The following is an 18,206-nucleotide window of genomic DNA, read 5'->3' on the forward strand; positions in this document are numbered from 1 at the left end:
AGAAACGGACAGAAACGCCACATTCGCGCTCTCCTTTTCCGGGGTATAACTCTCTTCACGATGGTGAATCACCCTGATTAAGGAGAGTCCTATGCGTTATCAAAAACTGGGCCATACCGGCCTTTTTGTCTCTGAGCTATGCCTGGGCACCATGACCTTCGGCGGCGAAGGCGGCCTGTGGGGGAAAGTGGGGCAGCTGCGCCAGGCGGAGGCAGAGCAGCTAGTGGGCAGCGCGCTCGATGCGGGCATCAACTTTATCGACACCGCTAACGTCTATTCGGAAGGGCGCTCGGAAGAGATTACCGGCCAGGCGTTGAAGAATCTGAAGGTGCCGCGTGAAAACGTCGTGGTGGCGACTAAAGTGTTTGGCGAAACCGGTACCGCAGGCGTGAACTCGCGCGGCAGTTCGCGCTATCACATCATCGGCAGCGTGAAGGAGAGCCTGCGTCGCCTGCAGCTCGATCATATCGATCTCTATCAACTCCATGGCTTCGATCCGGCGACCCCCATCGAGGAGACGCTGTATGCGCTGGATAATCTGGTGCAGCACGGCCACGTCCGCTACATCGGCGTGTCGAACTGGGCGGCATGGCAGATAGTCAAAGCGCTGGGCATTTCCGAACGACTGGGGCTGGCGCGCTTTGCCTCGTTGCAGGCTTACTACACCATTGCCGGGCGCGATCTGGAGCGCGAGCTGGCGCCAATGATGCAGAGCGAAGGCCTGGGCCTGATGGTCTGGAGTCCGCTGGCGGGAGGGCTGCTCAGCGGTAAGTACGATCGCGACGGACAGTCGGCGAGCGGCGGCCGTCGTCAGGAGTTCGATTTCCCACCGGTGAACAAAGCGCGGGCTTTTGACTGCATTGATGTAATGCGCGAGATTGCCGATGCGAAGGGCGTTTCGGTGGCGCAAATCGCGCTGGCCTGGCTGCTGCATCAGCCGGCGGTAAGCAGTGTGATCATTGGCGCGAAGCGCGCGGAGCAGCTCGCCGAGAACCTCGCGGCAACCAGCATTGTCCTCAGCGGCGACGAGCTGGCGCGGCTTGATGCGGTCAGCGCGCTGCCGCGAGAGTATCCGGGCTGGATGCTGGAGCGCCAGGGCGAATACCGTCGCGACCAGCTAGCACAGCAGTAACTTCCTCTCTTGCACGCCGGATCGTCTGTTTCGCGATCCGGCTTTTTTATCCGCTGCGCTCACAAAAAACGATCCCTGGGTTTGCCCGAAAATAAGATTTCGTTTATATGACTAGTCATGAAATTTATATGACTAGTCATGGGTGCGAGCGATGAACAGAACACTAGCGGCAGATTTTTTATGGGGTAACTCGGTTTCCAGCATGCAAACCGAGGGGGCGTGGAATGAGGGCGGTAAAGGGATGTCGGTTTACGATATCCGCCAGTCCGCGGAATTGGCTTCCGACTGGAAGGTGGCGACCGATTCGTACCACCGCTACCGGGAAGACTTCGACCTGATGCAGGATTTGGGCATGAACTGCTACCGCTTCCAGATTGCGTGGAGCCGCGTTTGCCCGGAAGGCGACGGTGAGTTCAATGAAGAAGGTATCGCCTTTTATCACCAGTTTATCGATGACCTGATTGCCCGCGGCATTGAGCCGATGATCTGCCTGTATCACTTCGATATGCCGCTGTCGCTGGCTGAACGCTACAACGGGTTTACCGACCGCCGGGTGATGGAAGCCTTTATTCGTTACGGGCAGAAGATGATCGACTGCTTTGGCGACAAGGTGAAGTGGTGGCTGACCTTTAATGAACAGAATCTCTACCATATGCCGGACGCGTTTCTGATTTCAGGCTACATGCGCGGCGAGAAGACCCTGCGCGAGCTGTATCAGATCCAGCACCTCGTGATGATGGCCCACGTGCACCTGACGCAGTATCTGCACCAGGCGAAGCCACTGTGCCTGATGGGCGGCATGCTGGCCCACGCGCTGGTCTATCCGGCGACCTGTAAACCGCGCGATATCCTTTGCGCCCAGCAGCTCGACGAGTTTTTAAACCAGAACCTGCTGCGCGCCTTCGCCGGGGAGGGCTACAGTCCGGAGGTCATGCACGTTGTCGCCCGCGAAGGCTTTGCGGATATCTACCGCGCAGAGGATCTGGCGCTGATGGCGCAGGTCAAAATCGACTATCTGGCCTTTAGCTACTACGCCAGCAAGGCGCTGGATAGCGATCCGATCCCGCCGGGCACGCCGGTGAACCACTACATGCAGTTCGGCGATAAAAAGAATGACTATCTGAACGCTACCGAGTGGGGCTGGCAGATTGATCCGCTGGGCTTTCGCACCATCATTACCCGCTACTACAACGACTGGCGTCTGCCGGTCTTCCCGATTGAAAACGGCATCGGGGTGATTGAGTCCTGGGACGGCGAGAACCCGATCGCTGACGATTACCGTATCGCCTATCATCGCGATCATATCAACGCCATGAAAGAGGCGATATTTGAGGACGGCGCGCAGGTGATTGGCTATCTGGGCTGGGGACTGATCGATATTCTCAGTTCGCAGGGCGATATGCGCAAACGCTACGGCGTTGTCTATGTGAACCGTGAAAACCACGATCTGAAGGACCTTAAGCGCGTTCCGAAGAAAAGCTATGCCTGGCTCAAGCGGGCCATTCGCAGCAATGGCGAAGAGATGTAACGGCGCCTCGCGCGGGCAGATGGTATATTCTGCCCGCCAGTCGCTATCAGCAACGTAAAAGGATCGGGGAATGACGGCCAAATATCTGAGTATCGCGCGGGAAATCAAAAAACGTATCATCAGCCGACAGTATCCCGCCAGCGCGCCGTTACCCGACCAGTTTGCGTTAGCGGCGGAATTCAGCACCAGCAGGATGACCATCCAGCAGGCGATGCGTCAGCTGATTGTCGAAGGCCTTATCTACACCCGCAAGGGGCAGGGCACCTTCGTGCGCAAAAATTTCCTCCAGCTTTCGCAGTGGGAACTGCCCGGCAGCGACTATTTTGGCGCCACCAAAACCTGGGAGCACTTAGGGGAAGTGGCCAGCCGGGTGATCCGCTTCGAGCTGCGCTTTCCGACGGAAAAAGAGCAAACTTCGTTGCTGATTGACGCCGATGCCCCGGTCTATGATTTCGTTCGCCTGCGGCTGCTCAACGAGGAACCGGTGTCGCTGGATCTCACCGTGATGCCGGTCGCGCTGGTGCCCGGCCTGAATAAAACGCATCTCGAAGGCTCGGTGTTTCGCTACCTGCAGGAGACGCTGGGGCTCAAGATGATGGGATCGTATCGGGTGGTGCGGGCGATGAAACCGCAGGCGCTGGACAGGGAATATCTCAACTGCGAAGCGAGCGATCCGGTGCTGGAGGTGGAGCAGGTGATCTATCTGGAGGACGGTACGCCGCTGGAGTATGCCCATTGCCACTATCGCTACGATCACGGCGGAATTATTCTGGTGAATAACGGATAAAAAAAGGGCGGGCACCGGGCCCGCCGCGCTGCGCGATGCGCTGTTAGTTCAGACGCACCGGCATACCGGAACGGTTCTGGATCGCCTGATCGACCACGCTCTGGTCTACGTCAGTCTGGCTGGTAATCGCCTGTACGGATTTGGTCAGGTTAATCGGTACGATTTCGCCGCCCTGGAACTGCTCTTCAGTGGTGGACAGCGGGTTGTGAACTTCAATGAAGCGGCTGCCGTCAGGCTCGGTAGTGGCTTTTACCGGCTCATCGATAAACTCTACGCGGGTACCGACCGGCACGTTTTCAAACAGGAATTTAATATCGTCGTTACGCAGACGCACGCAGCCGTGGCTGACGCGCAGGCCGATGCCGAAGTTGGCGTTGGTGCCGTGAATGGCGTACAGGCGGCCGATATACAGCGCGTACAGGCCCATCGGGTTATCAGGACCGGCCGGAACAACGGCCGGCAGCGGTTCGCCGGCAGCGGCATATTCAGCGTGCATTTTGGCGGTAGGCGTCCAGGTCGGACCGGCTTTTTTACGCTCAACTTTGGTTACCCAGTTGATCGGCGTGTCTTTGCCGAGCTGGCCGATACCGATCGGCAGCACGATGACGGTGTTGGTGCCCTTCGGATAGTAGTAAAGGCGCATTTCCGCGCTGTTGATGACGATACCCTCATGCACGGTGTCCGGCAGGATCAGCTGCTGCGGGATATTCAGCACGGTGCCGCCTTTCGGCAGGAAGGTGTCCACGCCCGGGTTGGCTTCCAGCATGTTGGATAAACCCATCTGGTATTCGGCGGCGAAATATTCCAGCGGCTGCTTGTTGCCTTCCGGAATGGTGATCACCTGGTTCTGGCCAATCAGACGGCTGCCGTCGGTAGGCAGAGGGTAGGTTACAGCAGAAGCTGTGTTGCAAAAGCCCACGATGGCGAAGGCTGCCGCGAAGAGTGTTGATAATTTCATAATCTTTATGTCGTGGGCGATATTAATGCCGCACAGGCCTTTGTCAGTTTAAACAGGAAGTCGATGGGAGCGCATTATATGTGCTTTCCGGCAAACAGGTAAATGAGATGTGTACGAAATCACATTTTTTTCCTGTGACCGTGAGTGTAGCCCGTCAACGCTGGCCCTGCAGGCTAAAAACGGGAGGGGATTACCCCTCCAGAAGCCGCGCCTGGAGCGCTTCTCGCGCCTGCGGCGTCAGCTGATACTCTTTTTCCAGCCAGGCATCGACGCTGGCGTAACGTTCATCGATGCCGGAAAGCGCGGCGGCAAGGTAAGATTCATGCACCGTCATCATTTCCGCCAGGTTTTGCCGACCGCGGACGGTCAGCTCATTGCGGAGGGATGCGAGCAAAAAATCCTCGACCTGCGTCAGCATGCCCTGGGTGAGCAGGTACTCCTCCATCACCGTGTGGCGATCGCAGCCGAGGGCGAACAGCGTCAGCGCGCAGCCCACGCCGGTACGGTCTTTCCCTACCGCGCAGTGCTGCAATAGCGCGCCGTCGAAAGGCTCCATTAGCCAGCCGGCCAGCTGGCGATAAGCGGCGTTATTAAACGGCAGCTGGCGATAGAGCTCCAGCATAAACTGCTCGCCGTTAAGGGCGTTTAGCGTGGCGGCGTTGAGCTCGGTGACTTTGGCGTTGACGTCGCGAACGTGCGGATTCGCCGGAGCGTTGAGGTAGCGAGCCGCTTCGTTCAGCTTATCGGGGCTACGATTCACTTCTCCCGGGTCGCGATAATCAATGACCCGGCTCAGGGGGATGGCGTCCAGGTGGGTGAGGTCATCGGCCGTCATCATATGCAGCGAGCCGGAGCGGAATAGTTTTCCGGTCCGCACGCGGCGGCCGTCGGCGGTACGCTGGCCGCCCAGGTCACGAAAGTTGATACCGCCCTGCAGCGATAAGAAAGCCGGATGGCGGGAGAGTGTGGTCATAGGTTCCTTCCAGATTAAGGTAAAAAATTACGCATTAAGCAGTGTAACCGCGCAATATGACACGACCCTAACACAAGCGTCATTGATGATTTTATAACGCCCCGTGAAAAGTGAAGCATTTGCTGGCATAATGTCTGGTTCATCACACTTCTCATTCTCTATTTTCAGGATAACCCCGTGCTAGTATCCAGCAACGTCACCATGCAGTTCGGCAGTAAGCCGCTGTTCGAAAATATTTCCGTCAAATTTGGCGGCGGCAATCGTTACGGCCTGATTGGCGCCAACGGTAGCGGCAAGTCCACCTTTATGAAGATCCTCGGCGGCGATCTTGAGCCGACGCTGGGCAACGTCTCCCTCGACCCGAATGAGCGTATCGGTAAGCTGCGCCAGGATCAGTTTGCGTTTGAAGAGTTCAGCGTGCTGGATACGGTCATTATGGGCCACGGCGAGCTGTGGGAAGTGAAGCAGGAGCGCGATCGCATCTACTCCCTGGCGGAGATGAGCGAAGAAGACGGTTACAAGGTGGCTGACCTTGAAGTGCTGTACGGCGAGATGGACGGCTACTCCGCCGAAGCGCGCGCCGGCGAACTGCTGCTCGGCGTCGGTATCCCGGTTGAACAGCATTACGGCCCGATGAGCGAAGTGGCTCCCGGCTGGAAGCTGCGCGTGCTGCTGGCGCAGGCGCTGTTCTCCAACCCGGATATCCTGCTGCTTGATGAACCGACGAACAACCTGGACATCGATACCATCCGCTGGCTGGAGCAGACCCTCAACGATCGCGATAGCACCATGATCATCATTTCGCACGACCGTCACTTCCTGAACATGGTTTGTACCCACATGGCGGATCTGGATTACGGCGAGCTGCGCGTTTACCCGGGCAACTACGATGAATATATGACCGCGGCGACCCAGGCGCGCGAACGTCTGCTGGCGGATAACGCCAAGAAAAAAGCGCAGATTGCCGACCTGCAATCTTTCGTGAGCCGCTTTAGCGCCAACGCCTCTAAATCTCGCCAGGCGACCTCGCGCGCCCGTCAGATTGACAAAATTAAGCTGGACGAAGTGAAAGCGTCCAGCCGTCAGAACCCGTTCATTCGCTTTGAGCAGGATAAGAAGCTGTTCCGTAACGCTCTGGAAGTGGAAGCGCTGGCAAAAGGCTTTGACAACGGCCCGCTGTTTAAAAACTTCAACCTGCTGCTGGAAGTGGGGGAGAAGATCGCTATTCTGGGCGCCAACGGCGTGGGTAAATCCACAATGCTGAAAACCCTGGTCGGCGACCTGATGCCGGATAACGGTACCGTTAAATGGTCCGAGAACGCGCAGATTGGCTACTATGCCCAGGATCACGAATATGAATTCGAAAACGATCTGACGGTATTTGAGTGGATGAGCCAGTGGAAACAGGAAAGCGATGACGAGCAGGCGGTGCGCAGCATCCTGGGCCGACTGCTGTTCAGCCAGGACGACATCAAAAAGCCGGCGAAAGTGCTCTCCGGCGGCGAAAAAGGCCGTATGCTGTTCGGTAAGCTGATGATGCAGAAACCGAACATTCTGGTGATGGACGAACCGACCAACCACCTGGATATGGAATCGATCGAATCGCTGAACATGGCGCTGGAGATGTATCAGGGGACCCTGATTTTTGTTTCCCACGACCGTGAGTTTGTGAGCTCGCTGGCGACCCGGGTGATTGAAATTACGCCGGAGCGCGTGGTCGACTTCACCGGTAACTACGAAGATTATCTGCGCACTAAAGGTATCGAATAATTTTTCTGTTGCTTGTCCCGGATTGCGGCGCCGCTGCGCCTTATCCGGGCTACCGGCCCGCAGACGGCGGTGAGCCCGTAGCCCGGGCAAGGCGCGCCAAGCGCCGCCCCCGGGAGCAGTTTGCAGAGTGGCAGAATTCCCCGGAGGCGCCAGTGCGCCTTATCCGGGCTACACCCGCCACTCGCTCCTTTTTTCACCGTTCACCCGCAGCCTGCGTTTTTCCCCCGCCGGCAACGATACCTTCAGCGCTTTCCACGCCGGACGATAATCGCCGCGCGCCTTGACCTTCAGGTTAATGCTGGCGCTATCGCAGACCATTTCCCATTCCACCCACAGCGCATTGCCGTTCCGGTAGCCCCAGCTTTCGCCGTCGTCTTCAAACAGCAGGCCGCGACAGGTCCCCATTCCTTTCAGCGGGAACAGTTTTAGCTCGCGGGTATCGTCTTTTTCAGCGCAAACGTGGCGAATGCGTTCGCTCAGCGGCAGGCCTGCGCCGGCGCGAACCAGCAGCGGCAGTTTTTCCAGCGGCGCATCAAGGACGATCCACTGGCCGCCTGCGTACCACTGGTGGCTGTAAAAGTCGTACCAGCCGTCCTGGTTTGCCGGCAACCACACGCGGCGCTGACGCGCGCCGGGTTCGACGACGCTGGCGACCAGCAGATCGCGACCCAGCAGGAAGTCGTCGCATTCGGCAAACGTCTGCGCGTCGTGTTCGTGATCGAGGAAGGTCGGGCGCAGCATCGGTTCATCGTCGGCGTGAGCCTGCCACAGCAGGGTATAGAGGTACGGCAGCAGACGATAGCGCAGCTCAATGGCTGAACGGATCGCCGGGGTGACCTCCGGGTACATCCAGGCTTCGTTGACCGTCTGGTCGTCATTCCACGAGTGAATGGTAAACCGCGGATGCATAACGCCGTTTTGTACCCAGCGCACGAACAGCTCCGGGTCCGGTTTGTCGCCAGAGAAGCCGCCCACATCGTGTCCGACGTTGAACAGCCCGGACAAGCTCATACCCAGCCCCATGCGGGTGTTATAGCGCAGCGTCTCCCAGTTGGTGCGGTTATCGCCGCTCCAGGTCTGGACGTAGCGCTGCATCCCGGCGCAGCCGGAGCGAGAGATCAGATACGGGCGTTTCTGCGGCGCAAAGCGCTGCTGGGCCTCCAGCGACGCGCGCATCATCAGCAGCGGCATCACCGGGCGAATATGTTTGATAGCAATTTCGTGGCCGAATCCGTGACAGCGGGCTTCGCCGTCCCAGACTTCATACTCGTTATTATCGTTCCACGTGGAGTCGATGCCCAGCTCCAGCAATTGGGTCGTCACGCCTTCCTGCCACCAGGCGACGGTTTGCGGGTTGGTAAAGTCGAGATGCGACCCTTCGTCATCCCAGAAGCTGGAGCGCTCGGGAGCATCGGCCTGTGAATCGCGGATAAAGAGCCCGCGCTCCGCGACCTCGTGATAGCGCGGATGGTCCTGCAGCAGGCAGGGCTTAATATTGGCGGCGAGCTTCAGCCCGGCATCGTGGAAGGCCTGGCTCATCACCTTCGGCTGCGGCACCTTGTCGTTGTTCCAATTAAAGACGTAGCGCTTGCCGTTAATCGAGGTATAGCCGGAAGAGAGCTGGAACGAATCGCACGGAATGGCGTGTTCATCGCACAGGCGGATAAAGTTCATCAGCTGGTTTTGCGCATCCGGCGCGTCGGTGTAGTGCATCGTCGAACCGCTGTAGCCGAGACTCCATTTCGGTCCGAACAGCGTTTTGCCGGTCAGGCGGACGAACGCTTTGGTGATATCCAGTACCCGCTTGCCGGAAAACAAATAGTAATCAATGTCTCCCGCTTCCGCCTGCCAGCGGCGATAGGCGGTATGGTAATTATCGATTTCGTTGCCGAGATCCAGCCAGCAGCTGCTCAGGTTGTCGTAAAACAGACCGTAGCTGACATCGCTGCGCTGCGTGATGGTAAACGGAATATGTTTGTACAGCGGGTCGGTGCTCGCCGCGTTATAGCCCATGGCGTCGAGGTTACGCATCTCATAGCGTTTACCGTTACGCTGCAGATCGCCGGCCTTTTCGCCCAGACCATAGAAGCGTTCGTCTTTGCGTCGGCTCAGGTAGTGGGCAACGCCGTCGCCGTGCGCATTCGCCAGATAGGCGCTGGTGGGGCGGTCGTTCGCCAGCGGCTGCCACTCGCCGGCCTCATCGCGATAGCGCCATTCCAGCCACAGCGGCTGGTGGACGGTGACGCGCAGCTGGTCGGTGGCAATGGTCAGGGCGTCGCTATGCTCCGTGAGCTGCCAGGCGGGTAGGCTAAAGCCGCTCAGCTCTTCGCGCGGGCGTCCTTCCCACGGCACGTCCTGTCCGGGAGCGATACTCCAGGTGCGATCCAGCGCCAGCTGGCCGTGCCGCTTCAGCAGTACGCGGAACATATTTTCTTCCAGCACGTACAGACACAGGGTGTGCTGGCCGTCGACGAGCAGCTCAACGTGATGCTCCAGCCGTTGGTGTAAGGTCCAGTTTTTCAAAGTCTTCATTTTTTACATCCACTCTCAGGCGCGTTTTGCGCGACGTTCAGCAATAAATGCCACCAGGAATACCGCGCCAATCAGGTCAAAGAACCCCATGGCGATAAATAGCGGGTTGAAGCCGATTTTGTCGGCGGTGACGCCAATTAACAGCGAGAACAAAAAGCTGGCGATCCAGGCGGCGGAGCCGCGCATCCCGTTTACGGTCGCCATCTGCCCTTTATCGAACGACTCCACCACCAGCGCGCTGAGCATGCAGGAGATAATCTGGTGGCCGAAGCCGCCAATTGAAATCAGCACGATGGTGATATAGGGATCGCGGGTAATCGCCACGGTGGCGAGGGAAATCATCAGGAAGGCGCCGGTGACGGAGCTGGCGACCACCGAGTTCACCCGCGAGCAGCCGAACCAGCGGGTATACAGTTTGGTCAGATAGCCGCTGGCGACGCTGCCGAGGTCGGCCGCCAGAAACGGCAGCCAGGCAAACATGGCGATTTGCTTGAGATCCATGCCGTGCTCTTTCGCCAGGTAGAGCGGTACCCAGAAGCTCAGCACCGCCCAGGCGGGTTCCGCCATAAAGGCCGGAATGGCGATACCGTAGAAGCGCTTGTTTTTCGATACGGTTTTCAGCGCGGTAAAGAAGGGCAGCTTAACCGGCGGCGCTTCATTGTCCTGCTGGATAAGCGCCAGCTCGGCTTTGCCGAGGTTAGGGTGTTTTTCCGGGTTATGATAGAACGCCCACCACAGTACGACCCATACGAGCGCCAGCGCGCCGGTGAACATAAATGCGCCCTGCCAGCCGAACGAGGCGTGCGCGAAGTAGATAATCGGCGGCGCCAGCATGGCGCCGATGGAGAAACCAACCCCGGCCCAGCCTGCTGCGATTGGGCGCTCGGATTTAGGAAACCACTCGCCGAGCGTTTTGGCGTTGGCTGGCGTCGCCGCCGCCTCAGCGCCGCCCATGAAAAAGCGCAGAATCGCCAGGTGCAGCCAGCTCCCCGCGCCGGCATGGGCGATGCAGGCGATGGCCCACAGCGTGGCGCAGATCATAAAGCCGAGCTTGAGACCAATGACGTCGATAAGCCAGCCGCAGAGCGGCTGAAAAATGGTATACGCCAGCTGAAAAGCGCCGACGATCCACGAGTACTGTTCAGTGGTAATACCGAGAGAGGTTTTTAATTCCGGGGCGATAATCCCCAGCGAATTGCGCGTGATGTAGTTAACGGTGACGCCGAGCAAAAACAGCACCAGCATCCACCAGCGCAGGTTCTTCACTATGCGGCGCGATTTACTCACCGCCATATCGTTATTGAGGCCTTGGCTCATAGAACTCTCCACGAGACATGTAGTAGGGAAAATTGACCAACCCGCTTGCTGAGTTGTCGCTAAAATTTTCTATTTCGTTGTTTGTTAAGGTTGATGTCTCGACACTATTGGTTGACTAATCTCAAAGGTGTTGGACCAATTCAGGCTAAGGGAGAATGCGAGCGGGCAATAGCGACAATTCTGCAAATTTTTTCATGGGGCGATCGGGATCGCAGTATGACATCGCCAAATCGCTTAAAAATATTCACATTCTCGATATGAAAATTTTTTCATCAGCAAAGTAGAGCGCGATCACAAAATGGACAAAAAGCTTAAAGTGAGCGAAATCGCGGCGCGTACCGGGCTGTCGGTCAGCACGGTATCGCGGGTGCTGGCGGGGAAAGCGAACACCAGCGCCAGGGCCCGCCAGAGGGTACTGGAGTGCGCCCGCGAGCTGGGCGTGATGGAGGGTATCGCCGCCGGGCGAATGCTGCTCAACAACCTCGTGGTATTCGCGCCCCAGCGCGCTTTCGATGAGCGTACGGATATTTACTACTATCGGGTGATTCAAAGCATCAATAGCGCCCTTATGCCGCACGAGGTGCACCTGCGCTACTGCGCGCTGGAAGAGAATGACAGCGATGCCAATTTGTTTTTGCAGCGCATGCATGAAGCCTCGACCCAGGCCGCTATTTTACTGGGTATCGACGATCCGCATATTCACGATCTGGCGGCCGATCTGGCGAAGCCCTGCGTGATGATCAACTGCCACGACGCGGGAATGCGCTTACCCTCCGTCGCGCCGGATCATCGGCTGATCGGCCAGTTCGCCGCCCGCTACCTGTTTGAGATGGGGCATCAGGCGATCATGAACGTGATGTGCCTGCGCCGCTATACCATGGAGCTGCGTCTGCTGGGGATCAAGCAGGCGTGGCGCGCGCGGAATTTGAGCTTTGCCGAAAGCAGGGATCTCATTGATGTGGCCAATTTCAGCGCCCGGGATACCGAGGAAAAAGTAGGAGAGTGGCTGGATCAGCGCGGCGACGGCCCGCTGCCGACGGCATTTCTGGTGGGCGGTGATTTTATGGCGGCAGGCACGATCGCCGCCTTACAAAAACGCGGTTTGCGCGTCCCGCAGGACATTTCCGTCATGAGTATCGACGGTTTTAACCTGGCGGCGATTCAGGATGTACCGCTAACCGCCGTCCACGTCCCGCGCGATGAATTAGGGGTTGAAGCGGTGCATTTGCTACAGCAAAGACTGATCCGTCCCGATGCGCCGCACGGCGCGTTACTCTTGCATGGCACGCTGGCGGTACGCGATTCGGTGCGGCGGATACGCGCCGGTAACCGCCGTACCGCCGTTGAAGCGAAGGGGCTATATGACGATTAATCAACCATTCCCAGCGCGCGCTTACCGTGGATATTTAAATCATCCAGCGTGAAACGTCCTTCCCAGCTGGCTTCATAATCTTCGCGCGGGAAGTCGCCCGGCGAAGCGCCGCGCGCCAGCGCGACTTTGACCTTCTGCGCGTAGGCGAGGTTTTTCTCACACATTGGCGCGGCGGGAATATACATCACGTTGCCCCAGCCCTGCTGATTTTCCACCGGCGCGACCGAGTGGATCACGTCGCAGTGCCACCATACCGAATCGCCCGCGTTAAGCGCCGGAATAGAGCTTAAAGCTTTGATCAGCAGCGGATGCCATTTTTCCGAAATCGGCAGCACCTTACCCGGCGCGACGCCGCACAGTTCATCATCCGGGACATCATCGAGCAGCGGACGCAGCAGCACGTACGCCATCGCTTCCGGGATCGGCACCACGTGCAGCAGACCCTGATCGGGGATCATATCGGAGAGCGCGGTCCACCCCTGGAAGGTGCGGAACACCGAGCATTTGGTGGTATTGTCGACCGTATACTCTTCGACTTCGGTACGGTGCGCCGCGTCCCACGGGTCGTAAGCATCAATATTGCCATTAAACACGTCGGCAAACACTTTCTGATAGGCCGGCAGCAGCCAGCGCTCCAGGGCGCCGGAGTCGGTATGCGCGCCCAGACCTTTCGAAGTGGTTCCCGGCGGGCGGCGGCGAATGCGGTCCGGGTAGATGACGCTCACGTCCGGGTTAAACCACTGTTTCCCGTCGCGGTTAAACGTCCACAGGCGGTTGAGGAACGACTGCACGGCGGCCATTTCGTCGCTCTGGCGCGCCTGCATCTGCGCCTGGGACCAGTAAATCGGATAGATTTCCGGCCGCGACGCCTCCAGCGAGCCAAAAAAGGTATCGCCCGGGCCTCTGTAGACATCATCAAAATGGTTGCGGTCGAGATAGTCGAGCATCGAGTTATCCCACGCCAGCGCCCGTTCGCGAGAAAAATGGCCTTTGATGACCGCGCAGCCGCGACGCTTGATGAGCTCGCGCTGGGCCTCCGTGACCTGGCCACGCGCAATCGCCTCGAACGGGATTGTCGGCCAAACGTCCTGAGCGCTGGCCTTGAGGGCGTCAATCTCTTCCAGACGCGCGGCGATACGCGCCGTCAGCCGATCGAACACCGCCTGTACGTCGCCAATTTGCGCCCGCAGCTCCCGCTTGATCTGGCGGATAGCCGCTTTAGGGTCGGCAGGTAAAGTTTCACTGGTATGGGTAACAGCCATGATGACCTCTCATCTTTCATTCGAAAGTAATAAATCTTACATATGATAATTTAAGTTAAAATTAAGTTAATGCAAGTTTAAAATTATGCAGAGGCGCACAAAACGGGAAGCCGGGGCGGTCAACCCCGGCGCGGCGTTACTGGTTGAAGGGGGCGGCGTGGTCGAGGACGGCCTGAATGACGTTCAGCGCGCCGTCGTGGTTATTATCATCGGTGGCAAAACGCGACACCGCCTTGATGCTGTCGGCGGCGTTGGCCATCGCGAAAGAGTATTTCACCAGCTTGAGCATTTCCGTATCGTTAGCGCTGTCGCCAATGGCCACGCACGCCTGCGGCGAGATGCTCCAGCGCTTCAGCAGGCGGCTGATGCCGTTGGCTTTATGCAGGCCGGGGATAATTAAATCGACGAAGCCGAAGCCGCTGGTGACCGGCTTCATGATGCCGTCCAGCGAGACGTGCAGTTTATCGATAAGCTGCGGGATTTCGCTATCCGGCAGGTTAAGCGAAAACTTGAACAGCTTATCGTCAATATCATGATAGCTGCTAATGCGCTGCAGGCGATGGTAGTGCTTTGACATCAGGGTGACGAACGCCTCGGGCGCGCGGTCGCTGACATAGGCGCTTTCGAGGCCGCAGGCGACGAAGTTGAGCTGCGGGTCTTTCAGCAGTTCGCCAATGACGACCTGGGATTCATGACGGGTCAGTTCGCCGTGGAACAGCTGTTGACCGTGTTCGTAAACCAGCGCGCCGTTCTCGGCGACAAAGGAGATGCGGTCGCGGATTTCCGGGAAAAAAGAGATCAGCTGGTAGTACTGGTTGCCGCTGGCGACAACGAATTCAATACCCTGCTGTTGCAGTTGCGCGAACTGCGCAAGAAAACGCGAGCGGTCATACTGCTTGGCGTCATTGAGAAAAGTTCCGTCCATATCGGTGACGATAACTTTAACGGTCATAACACATGCTCCTGGCTTAACTTCGACCAGTAACATTCTAATTACAATGTGATGGGGAGCACAAATTTATTTCGAATGAAAGTTGGCGTTCACCGATGTGCAGGAGAAAACCCCGGGTTGCGACGTAAACGCCTTACCCGGGGCAGTGGCCCGCAAACGGCTTCGAACCTGTAGCCCGGCTAAGCGCAGCGCAAGCCGGGGGACGTTATTTACAGCGTATGCTCGGTACGGGCGATAATATCGTCCTGAGCATCCGGCGACAGGGCGGTAAAGAACGCCGAGTAACCGGCCACGCGGACCACTAAATCGCGATACTGGTCAGGGTGTTTCTTCGCTTCAAGCAGCGTCTCGCGCGACACGATGTTGTACTGAATATGCCAGCCTTTATGCACCTCGAAGAAGGTGCGCAGCAGCACCATCAGTTTCTGCTTATCGGATTCATTCTCCAGCGTGGCCGGGTTCAGCTTCTGGTTAAGCAACACGCCGCCAAGAATCGAACCGGTCGGCAGTTTACCCACCGAGCTGATGACCGCGGTCGGCCCGAGATGGTCGGTACCGGAGGCTGGGCTGGCCCCTTCCGCCAGCGGCGAGTGCGCCTTACGGCCATCTGGGGTCGCCATGGTCTGCGCGCCAAACGGCACATTGGCGGAAATGGACGAGGTGCCGGCGTAGTAGTTGCCGCCGATCGGGCCGCGGCCGTAGCGCGGGTTATGATACAGCTTCAGCTCATCGATATAGGTCTGGTAGGCGCGAGCCAGCAGCATATCCACGCTGTCCTCATCGTTGCCGTATTTCGGCGCGCCGTTGATTAAGCGCTGGCGCAGCTGCTCGTGGGTCAGGCCTTCGAAGTCTTCAGCCAGCGCCTTTGCCAGCGCCTGCTGACCAATAACGCCCTGATCGAACACCAGCTTCTTCACCGCCGCCAGGCTGTTGCCGAGGTTAGCGATGCCGACCTGTAGCCCGGAAACCCAGTCATATTTCGCACCGCCCTGCTTAATGCTCTTCGCGCGCTCGATGCAGTCATCCACCAGCGCCGAGCAGAGAATATCGTGCACGTTCTCTTCCAGCATGGTGTCGACGACGTACTCAATCTCGATAGATTTGCGCGTGTAGTAGCGGATCTGCGTATCCCAGTCGGCCAGCACCTGCTCGAAGTTGTCGAAGTTGCCTTTCGACAGGGCGTGCTCCTGCGGCAGGAAGACCTGACCGCTGGTGGCGTCGCGGCCGCCTTCCAGGGTCGCCAGCATGACGCGGGCGAAGTTGATAAAGCTCATCCCGGTGCAGCGATAGCCCCATTTGCCGCCGACGGCGGTTTCGATGCAGCCGATCGCGGCATAGTCGTACGCGTCCTGCGGCTCAATGCCGAGTTTGATAAATTCAGGAATAACGATTTCGTCGTTATTGAACGCCGGCATGCCGAAGCCGCAGCGGATCACCTGCACGCAGGCGTCGAGGAAGTCGTTGCTCATGCCCGCGTGATAGCGCACGCTGAGGTTAGGCTGTGTCGAGCGCAGGCGACCGCAGGATTCAAGGATGGCGTAGGAGAGCGGGTTCACCGCGTCCTGCGCGTTGCCGTCCACCAGATTCTGGCCGCCGATGGTGACGTTCTGGTACAGCGGGCTACCGGCGGACGCCTTCGAGTGCGAGCCGGAGCGAATTTTATTCACCTCCAGCAGCTTCAGCCAGCAGCAGTGCAGCAGCTCGATGGCGTGTTCGCGATCCAATGATTGTGCCAGCTCAACGTCGCGGCGGTAGTAAGGGTAGAGATACTGGTCCATGCGGCCGAAAGAGACCGAGTGGCCGTTGGATTCGATCTGCAGAATCAGCTGGATGAAATAGCACAGCTGCAGCGCCTGCCAGAAGGTCTTCGGCGGCTCGTGGGCGATGATATCGCAGTTTTCGGCTATCGCCAGCAGCTCGTCGCGGCGGGCTTCGCGGCTCTCCGTCGCGGCCATGCTGCGCGCCAGCTCGGCGTAGCGCTTACAGTGTTCGCTGACCGCTTCCAGCACGATATCAATGGCTTTGAGGAACTGCTCGCCGTGCAGATCTTCCAGCACGGTCAGGTTAATGCGTGAACGGCGTTCGGCGACTTTCGCCCGCATGCCGTCGAGGCCTTTTTCCAGCAGCAGCGGATAGTTGACCGCAAGGTGAGCATCGCCGGAGGTCATATTGCCTTCCGCTTTGATAATGCCGGTCGCCAGCAGCGCTTTTTGCTCGTCGGTAAACATGCCGTAGCAGCGATCCTGCACGGTTTGACCGCGCCACCACGGGCACACTTCGTGGAGCACGCGTTTATTCTCTTCGCTAACGGCAAACCCGGCACCGGGACGATCGGCGAGGTCGTCGATCTCTTTTTCGATCCAGCTAACGGTGTATTCCGGGAAGATAGGCGCCGCGCGAACTTCGCTGGCCTGGTTGCCGACGATCAGTTCATCGTGCTTAATCCAGATCGTGCGTTCCGCCAGGTGATGGGCCAGCGCCAGCGCGCGGCGTACCGGGATCGGTTTATCCAGGTGCTGTTGATAGGCTTCGGTATAGTGCTGGGCGCGCTCGGTACAGACCGGCGGCTTGACGATATGCACCAGCGCCATTTTATGCGCCTGAATGCGCGGGCTCAGAGTATCCAGTTTCAACGTTGTCATAAGGTTATCCTCGTAGAGTCGCCGTTAAACCTTTGCTCTGAGCATAGCGCTGCGCGAAGGCGAGCAGCTCGGGTGCAGCAAGCGGTTTATCCGGTGCGGTATAGGGCTGACTGAGTAATTGGTATTTATTCATTCCTAACGTGTGGTACGGCAGGAAGTGGATCTCGCCAACCTTTAAGCGGTCAGCGGCAAAATCGGTAATGGCGGCAATATCGCTTTCGTTGGCGTTAAAGCCCTGGATCAGCGGCACGCGAATGATAATTTTCTTTCCGGCCTGCGCGACGCGCTGCAGGTTATCCAGCACCCGGCGGGCGCTGCCGTCCGTCCACTGCTGGAAAATCGCTTCGTTGACGTGCTTGAGGTCGGCGAGAAACAGGTCGATAAACGGCAAAGAGGGCTCGACGTATTTCCACGGCACGTGCAGGCAGGTTTCGACCGCGGTGTGGATCCTTGCGTTGTGGCTGGCCTCAAACAGCTGGCGGGCCAGCTCGGGATTCATAAACGGCTCGCCGCCGGAGAGCGTGACGCCGCCGCCGCTGCGCTCGTAAAACGGTTGGTCGCGCAGCACCGTGGCCATAATCTCTTCGACGCTCTTCTCTTCGCCGCACACCGTTAATGCGGTGGTCGGGCAGCAGTCGCGCAGTTTGCCAATATACGCATCGGTGAGTTTTTCGCGGTGGATAATCAGGCCGTCCAGCTTGCGGGTAATCACCTCCGGCGCGGCCTGCTGGCAGAGGTCGCAGCCGTCCAGGCACAGGCGCGCGTCATACAGCAAATCCGCCGTGCGGGCGCGGCTTTCCGGGTTCTGGCACCAGCGGCAGCCCAGCGAACACCCTTTGAGGAAGACGACAGTGCGGATCCCCGGGCCGTCATGGGTTGAATAACGCTGAATGTTGAAGATCATAATTCACCCTCTAATTTGCATATGAAGATTAAATTACTTTCGAATGAAAGTTGTATTGATATAAATCAACAAGCATA

At 58.2% G+C, this 18,206-nt stretch carries 13 protein-coding genes; 5 read left to right on the forward strand and 8 right to left on the reverse strand.

Going from position 1 to position 18,206, the window contains the following annotated elements:
* Positions 1-91 precede the first annotated feature (91 nt).
* The 3 genes from BWI76_RS09015 (at position 92) to BWI76_RS09025 (ending at position 3,447) form a co-directional block, all read left to right on the forward strand.
* On the forward strand, positions 92-1,132 hold the full coding sequence (locus BWI76_RS09015; RefSeq protein ID WP_004135173.1) for an aldo/keto reductase: 1,041 nt from the start codon (positions 92-94) through the stop codon (positions 1,130-1,132).
* Between the two features lie 151 nt (positions 1,133-1,283).
* Complete coding sequence (locus tag BWI76_RS09020; RefSeq protein WP_064371849.1) at positions 1,284-2,660, forward strand: glycoside hydrolase family 1 protein; 1,377 nt, start codon at positions 1,284-1,286, stop codon at positions 2,658-2,660.
* 70 nt (positions 2,661-2,730) lie between these two features.
* Positions 2,731-3,447, forward strand: a complete 717-nt coding sequence (locus tag BWI76_RS09025) for a GntR family transcriptional regulator (protein WP_004135171.1) — start codon at positions 2,731-2,733, stop codon at positions 3,445-3,447.
* A gap of 43 nt (positions 3,448-3,490) precedes the next feature.
* Here BWI76_RS09025 and ldtB read toward each other — a convergent pair whose 3' ends face one another.
* Together ldtB and BWI76_RS09035 are read right to left on the reverse strand one after the other, a co-directional pair.
* Positions 3,491-4,405, reverse strand: coding sequence for a L,D-transpeptidase (gene ldtB / locus BWI76_RS09030; protein WP_004130773.1), 915 nt, complete (start codon positions 4,403-4,405; stop codon positions 3,491-3,493).
* 190 nt (positions 4,406-4,595) lie between these two features.
* The gene (locus BWI76_RS09035) at positions 4,596-5,378 is read right to left on the reverse strand and encodes a tyrosine-protein phosphatase (RefSeq protein ID WP_004135167.1); all 783 of its coding nucleotides are present in this window, start codon (positions 5,376-5,378) and stop codon (positions 4,596-4,598) included.
* A 177-nt stretch (positions 5,379-5,555) separates the two neighbouring features.
* Here BWI76_RS09035 and BWI76_RS09040 point away from each other — a divergent pair, with 177 nt between their 5' ends.
* The gene (locus tag BWI76_RS09040; protein ID WP_004135166.1) at positions 5,556-7,148 is read left to right on the forward strand and encodes an ABC-F family ATPase; all 1,593 of its coding nucleotides are present in this window, start codon (positions 5,556-5,558) and stop codon (positions 7,146-7,148) included.
* A 168-nt stretch (positions 7,149-7,316) separates the two neighbouring features.
* Here the strand turns inward: BWI76_RS09040 and BWI76_RS09045 are convergent, their stop codons facing one another.
* Positions 7,317-9,680: a TIM-barrel domain-containing protein gene (locus BWI76_RS09045; protein WP_064371848.1), complete on the reverse strand. Its 2,364-nt coding sequence runs from the start codon at positions 9,678-9,680 to the stop codon at positions 7,317-7,319.
* A gap of 15 nt (positions 9,681-9,695) precedes the next feature.
* A complete protein-coding gene (locus BWI76_RS09050) occupies positions 9,696-10,997 on the reverse strand; it encodes an MFS transporter (protein ID WP_004135164.1) in 1,302 nt (433 codons plus the stop codon).
* A 298-nt stretch (positions 10,998-11,295) separates the two neighbouring features.
* Here BWI76_RS09050 and BWI76_RS09055 point away from each other — a divergent pair, with 298 nt between their 5' ends.
* On the forward strand, positions 11,296-12,369 hold the full coding sequence (locus BWI76_RS09055) for a LacI family DNA-binding transcriptional regulator (RefSeq protein ID WP_049085980.1): 1,074 nt from the start codon (positions 11,296-11,298) through the stop codon (positions 12,367-12,369).
* Here BWI76_RS09055 and BWI76_RS09060 read toward each other — a convergent pair.
* The 4 genes from BWI76_RS09060 to BWI76_RS09075 all read right to left on the reverse strand — a co-directional run bounded on the left by BWI76_RS09060 (position 12,366) and on the right by BWI76_RS09075 (position 18,129).
* On the reverse strand, positions 12,366-13,631 hold the full coding sequence (locus BWI76_RS09060; protein WP_004135162.1) for a DUF1479 domain-containing protein: 1,266 nt from the start codon (positions 13,629-13,631) through the stop codon (positions 12,366-12,368). The two genes, BWI76_RS09055 and BWI76_RS09060, sit on opposite strands and share 4 nt — an antisense overlap.
* Positions 13,632-13,767: 136 nt before the next feature.
* A complete protein-coding gene (locus BWI76_RS09065) occupies positions 13,768-14,583 on the reverse strand; it encodes a Cof-type HAD-IIB family hydrolase (protein WP_004135161.1) in 816 nt (271 codons plus the stop codon).
* A 209-nt stretch (positions 14,584-14,792) separates the two neighbouring features.
* Entirely contained in the window at positions 14,793-17,225 is a 2,433-nt protein-coding gene (locus BWI76_RS09070) for a formate C-acetyltransferase/glycerol dehydratase family glycyl radical enzyme (protein ID WP_064371847.1), read from the reverse strand.
* 4 nt (positions 17,226-17,229) lie between these two features.
* A complete protein-coding gene (locus tag BWI76_RS09075) occupies positions 17,230-18,129 on the reverse strand; it encodes a glycyl-radical enzyme activating protein (protein ID WP_064371846.1) in 900 nt (299 codons plus the stop codon).
* Positions 18,130-18,206 lie beyond the last annotated feature (77 nt).

The sequence above is a fragment of the Klebsiella sp. M5al genome (assembly GCF_002090195.1).
Taxonomy (GTDB): domain Bacteria; phylum Pseudomonadota; class Gammaproteobacteria; order Enterobacterales; family Enterobacteriaceae; genus Klebsiella; species Klebsiella grimontii.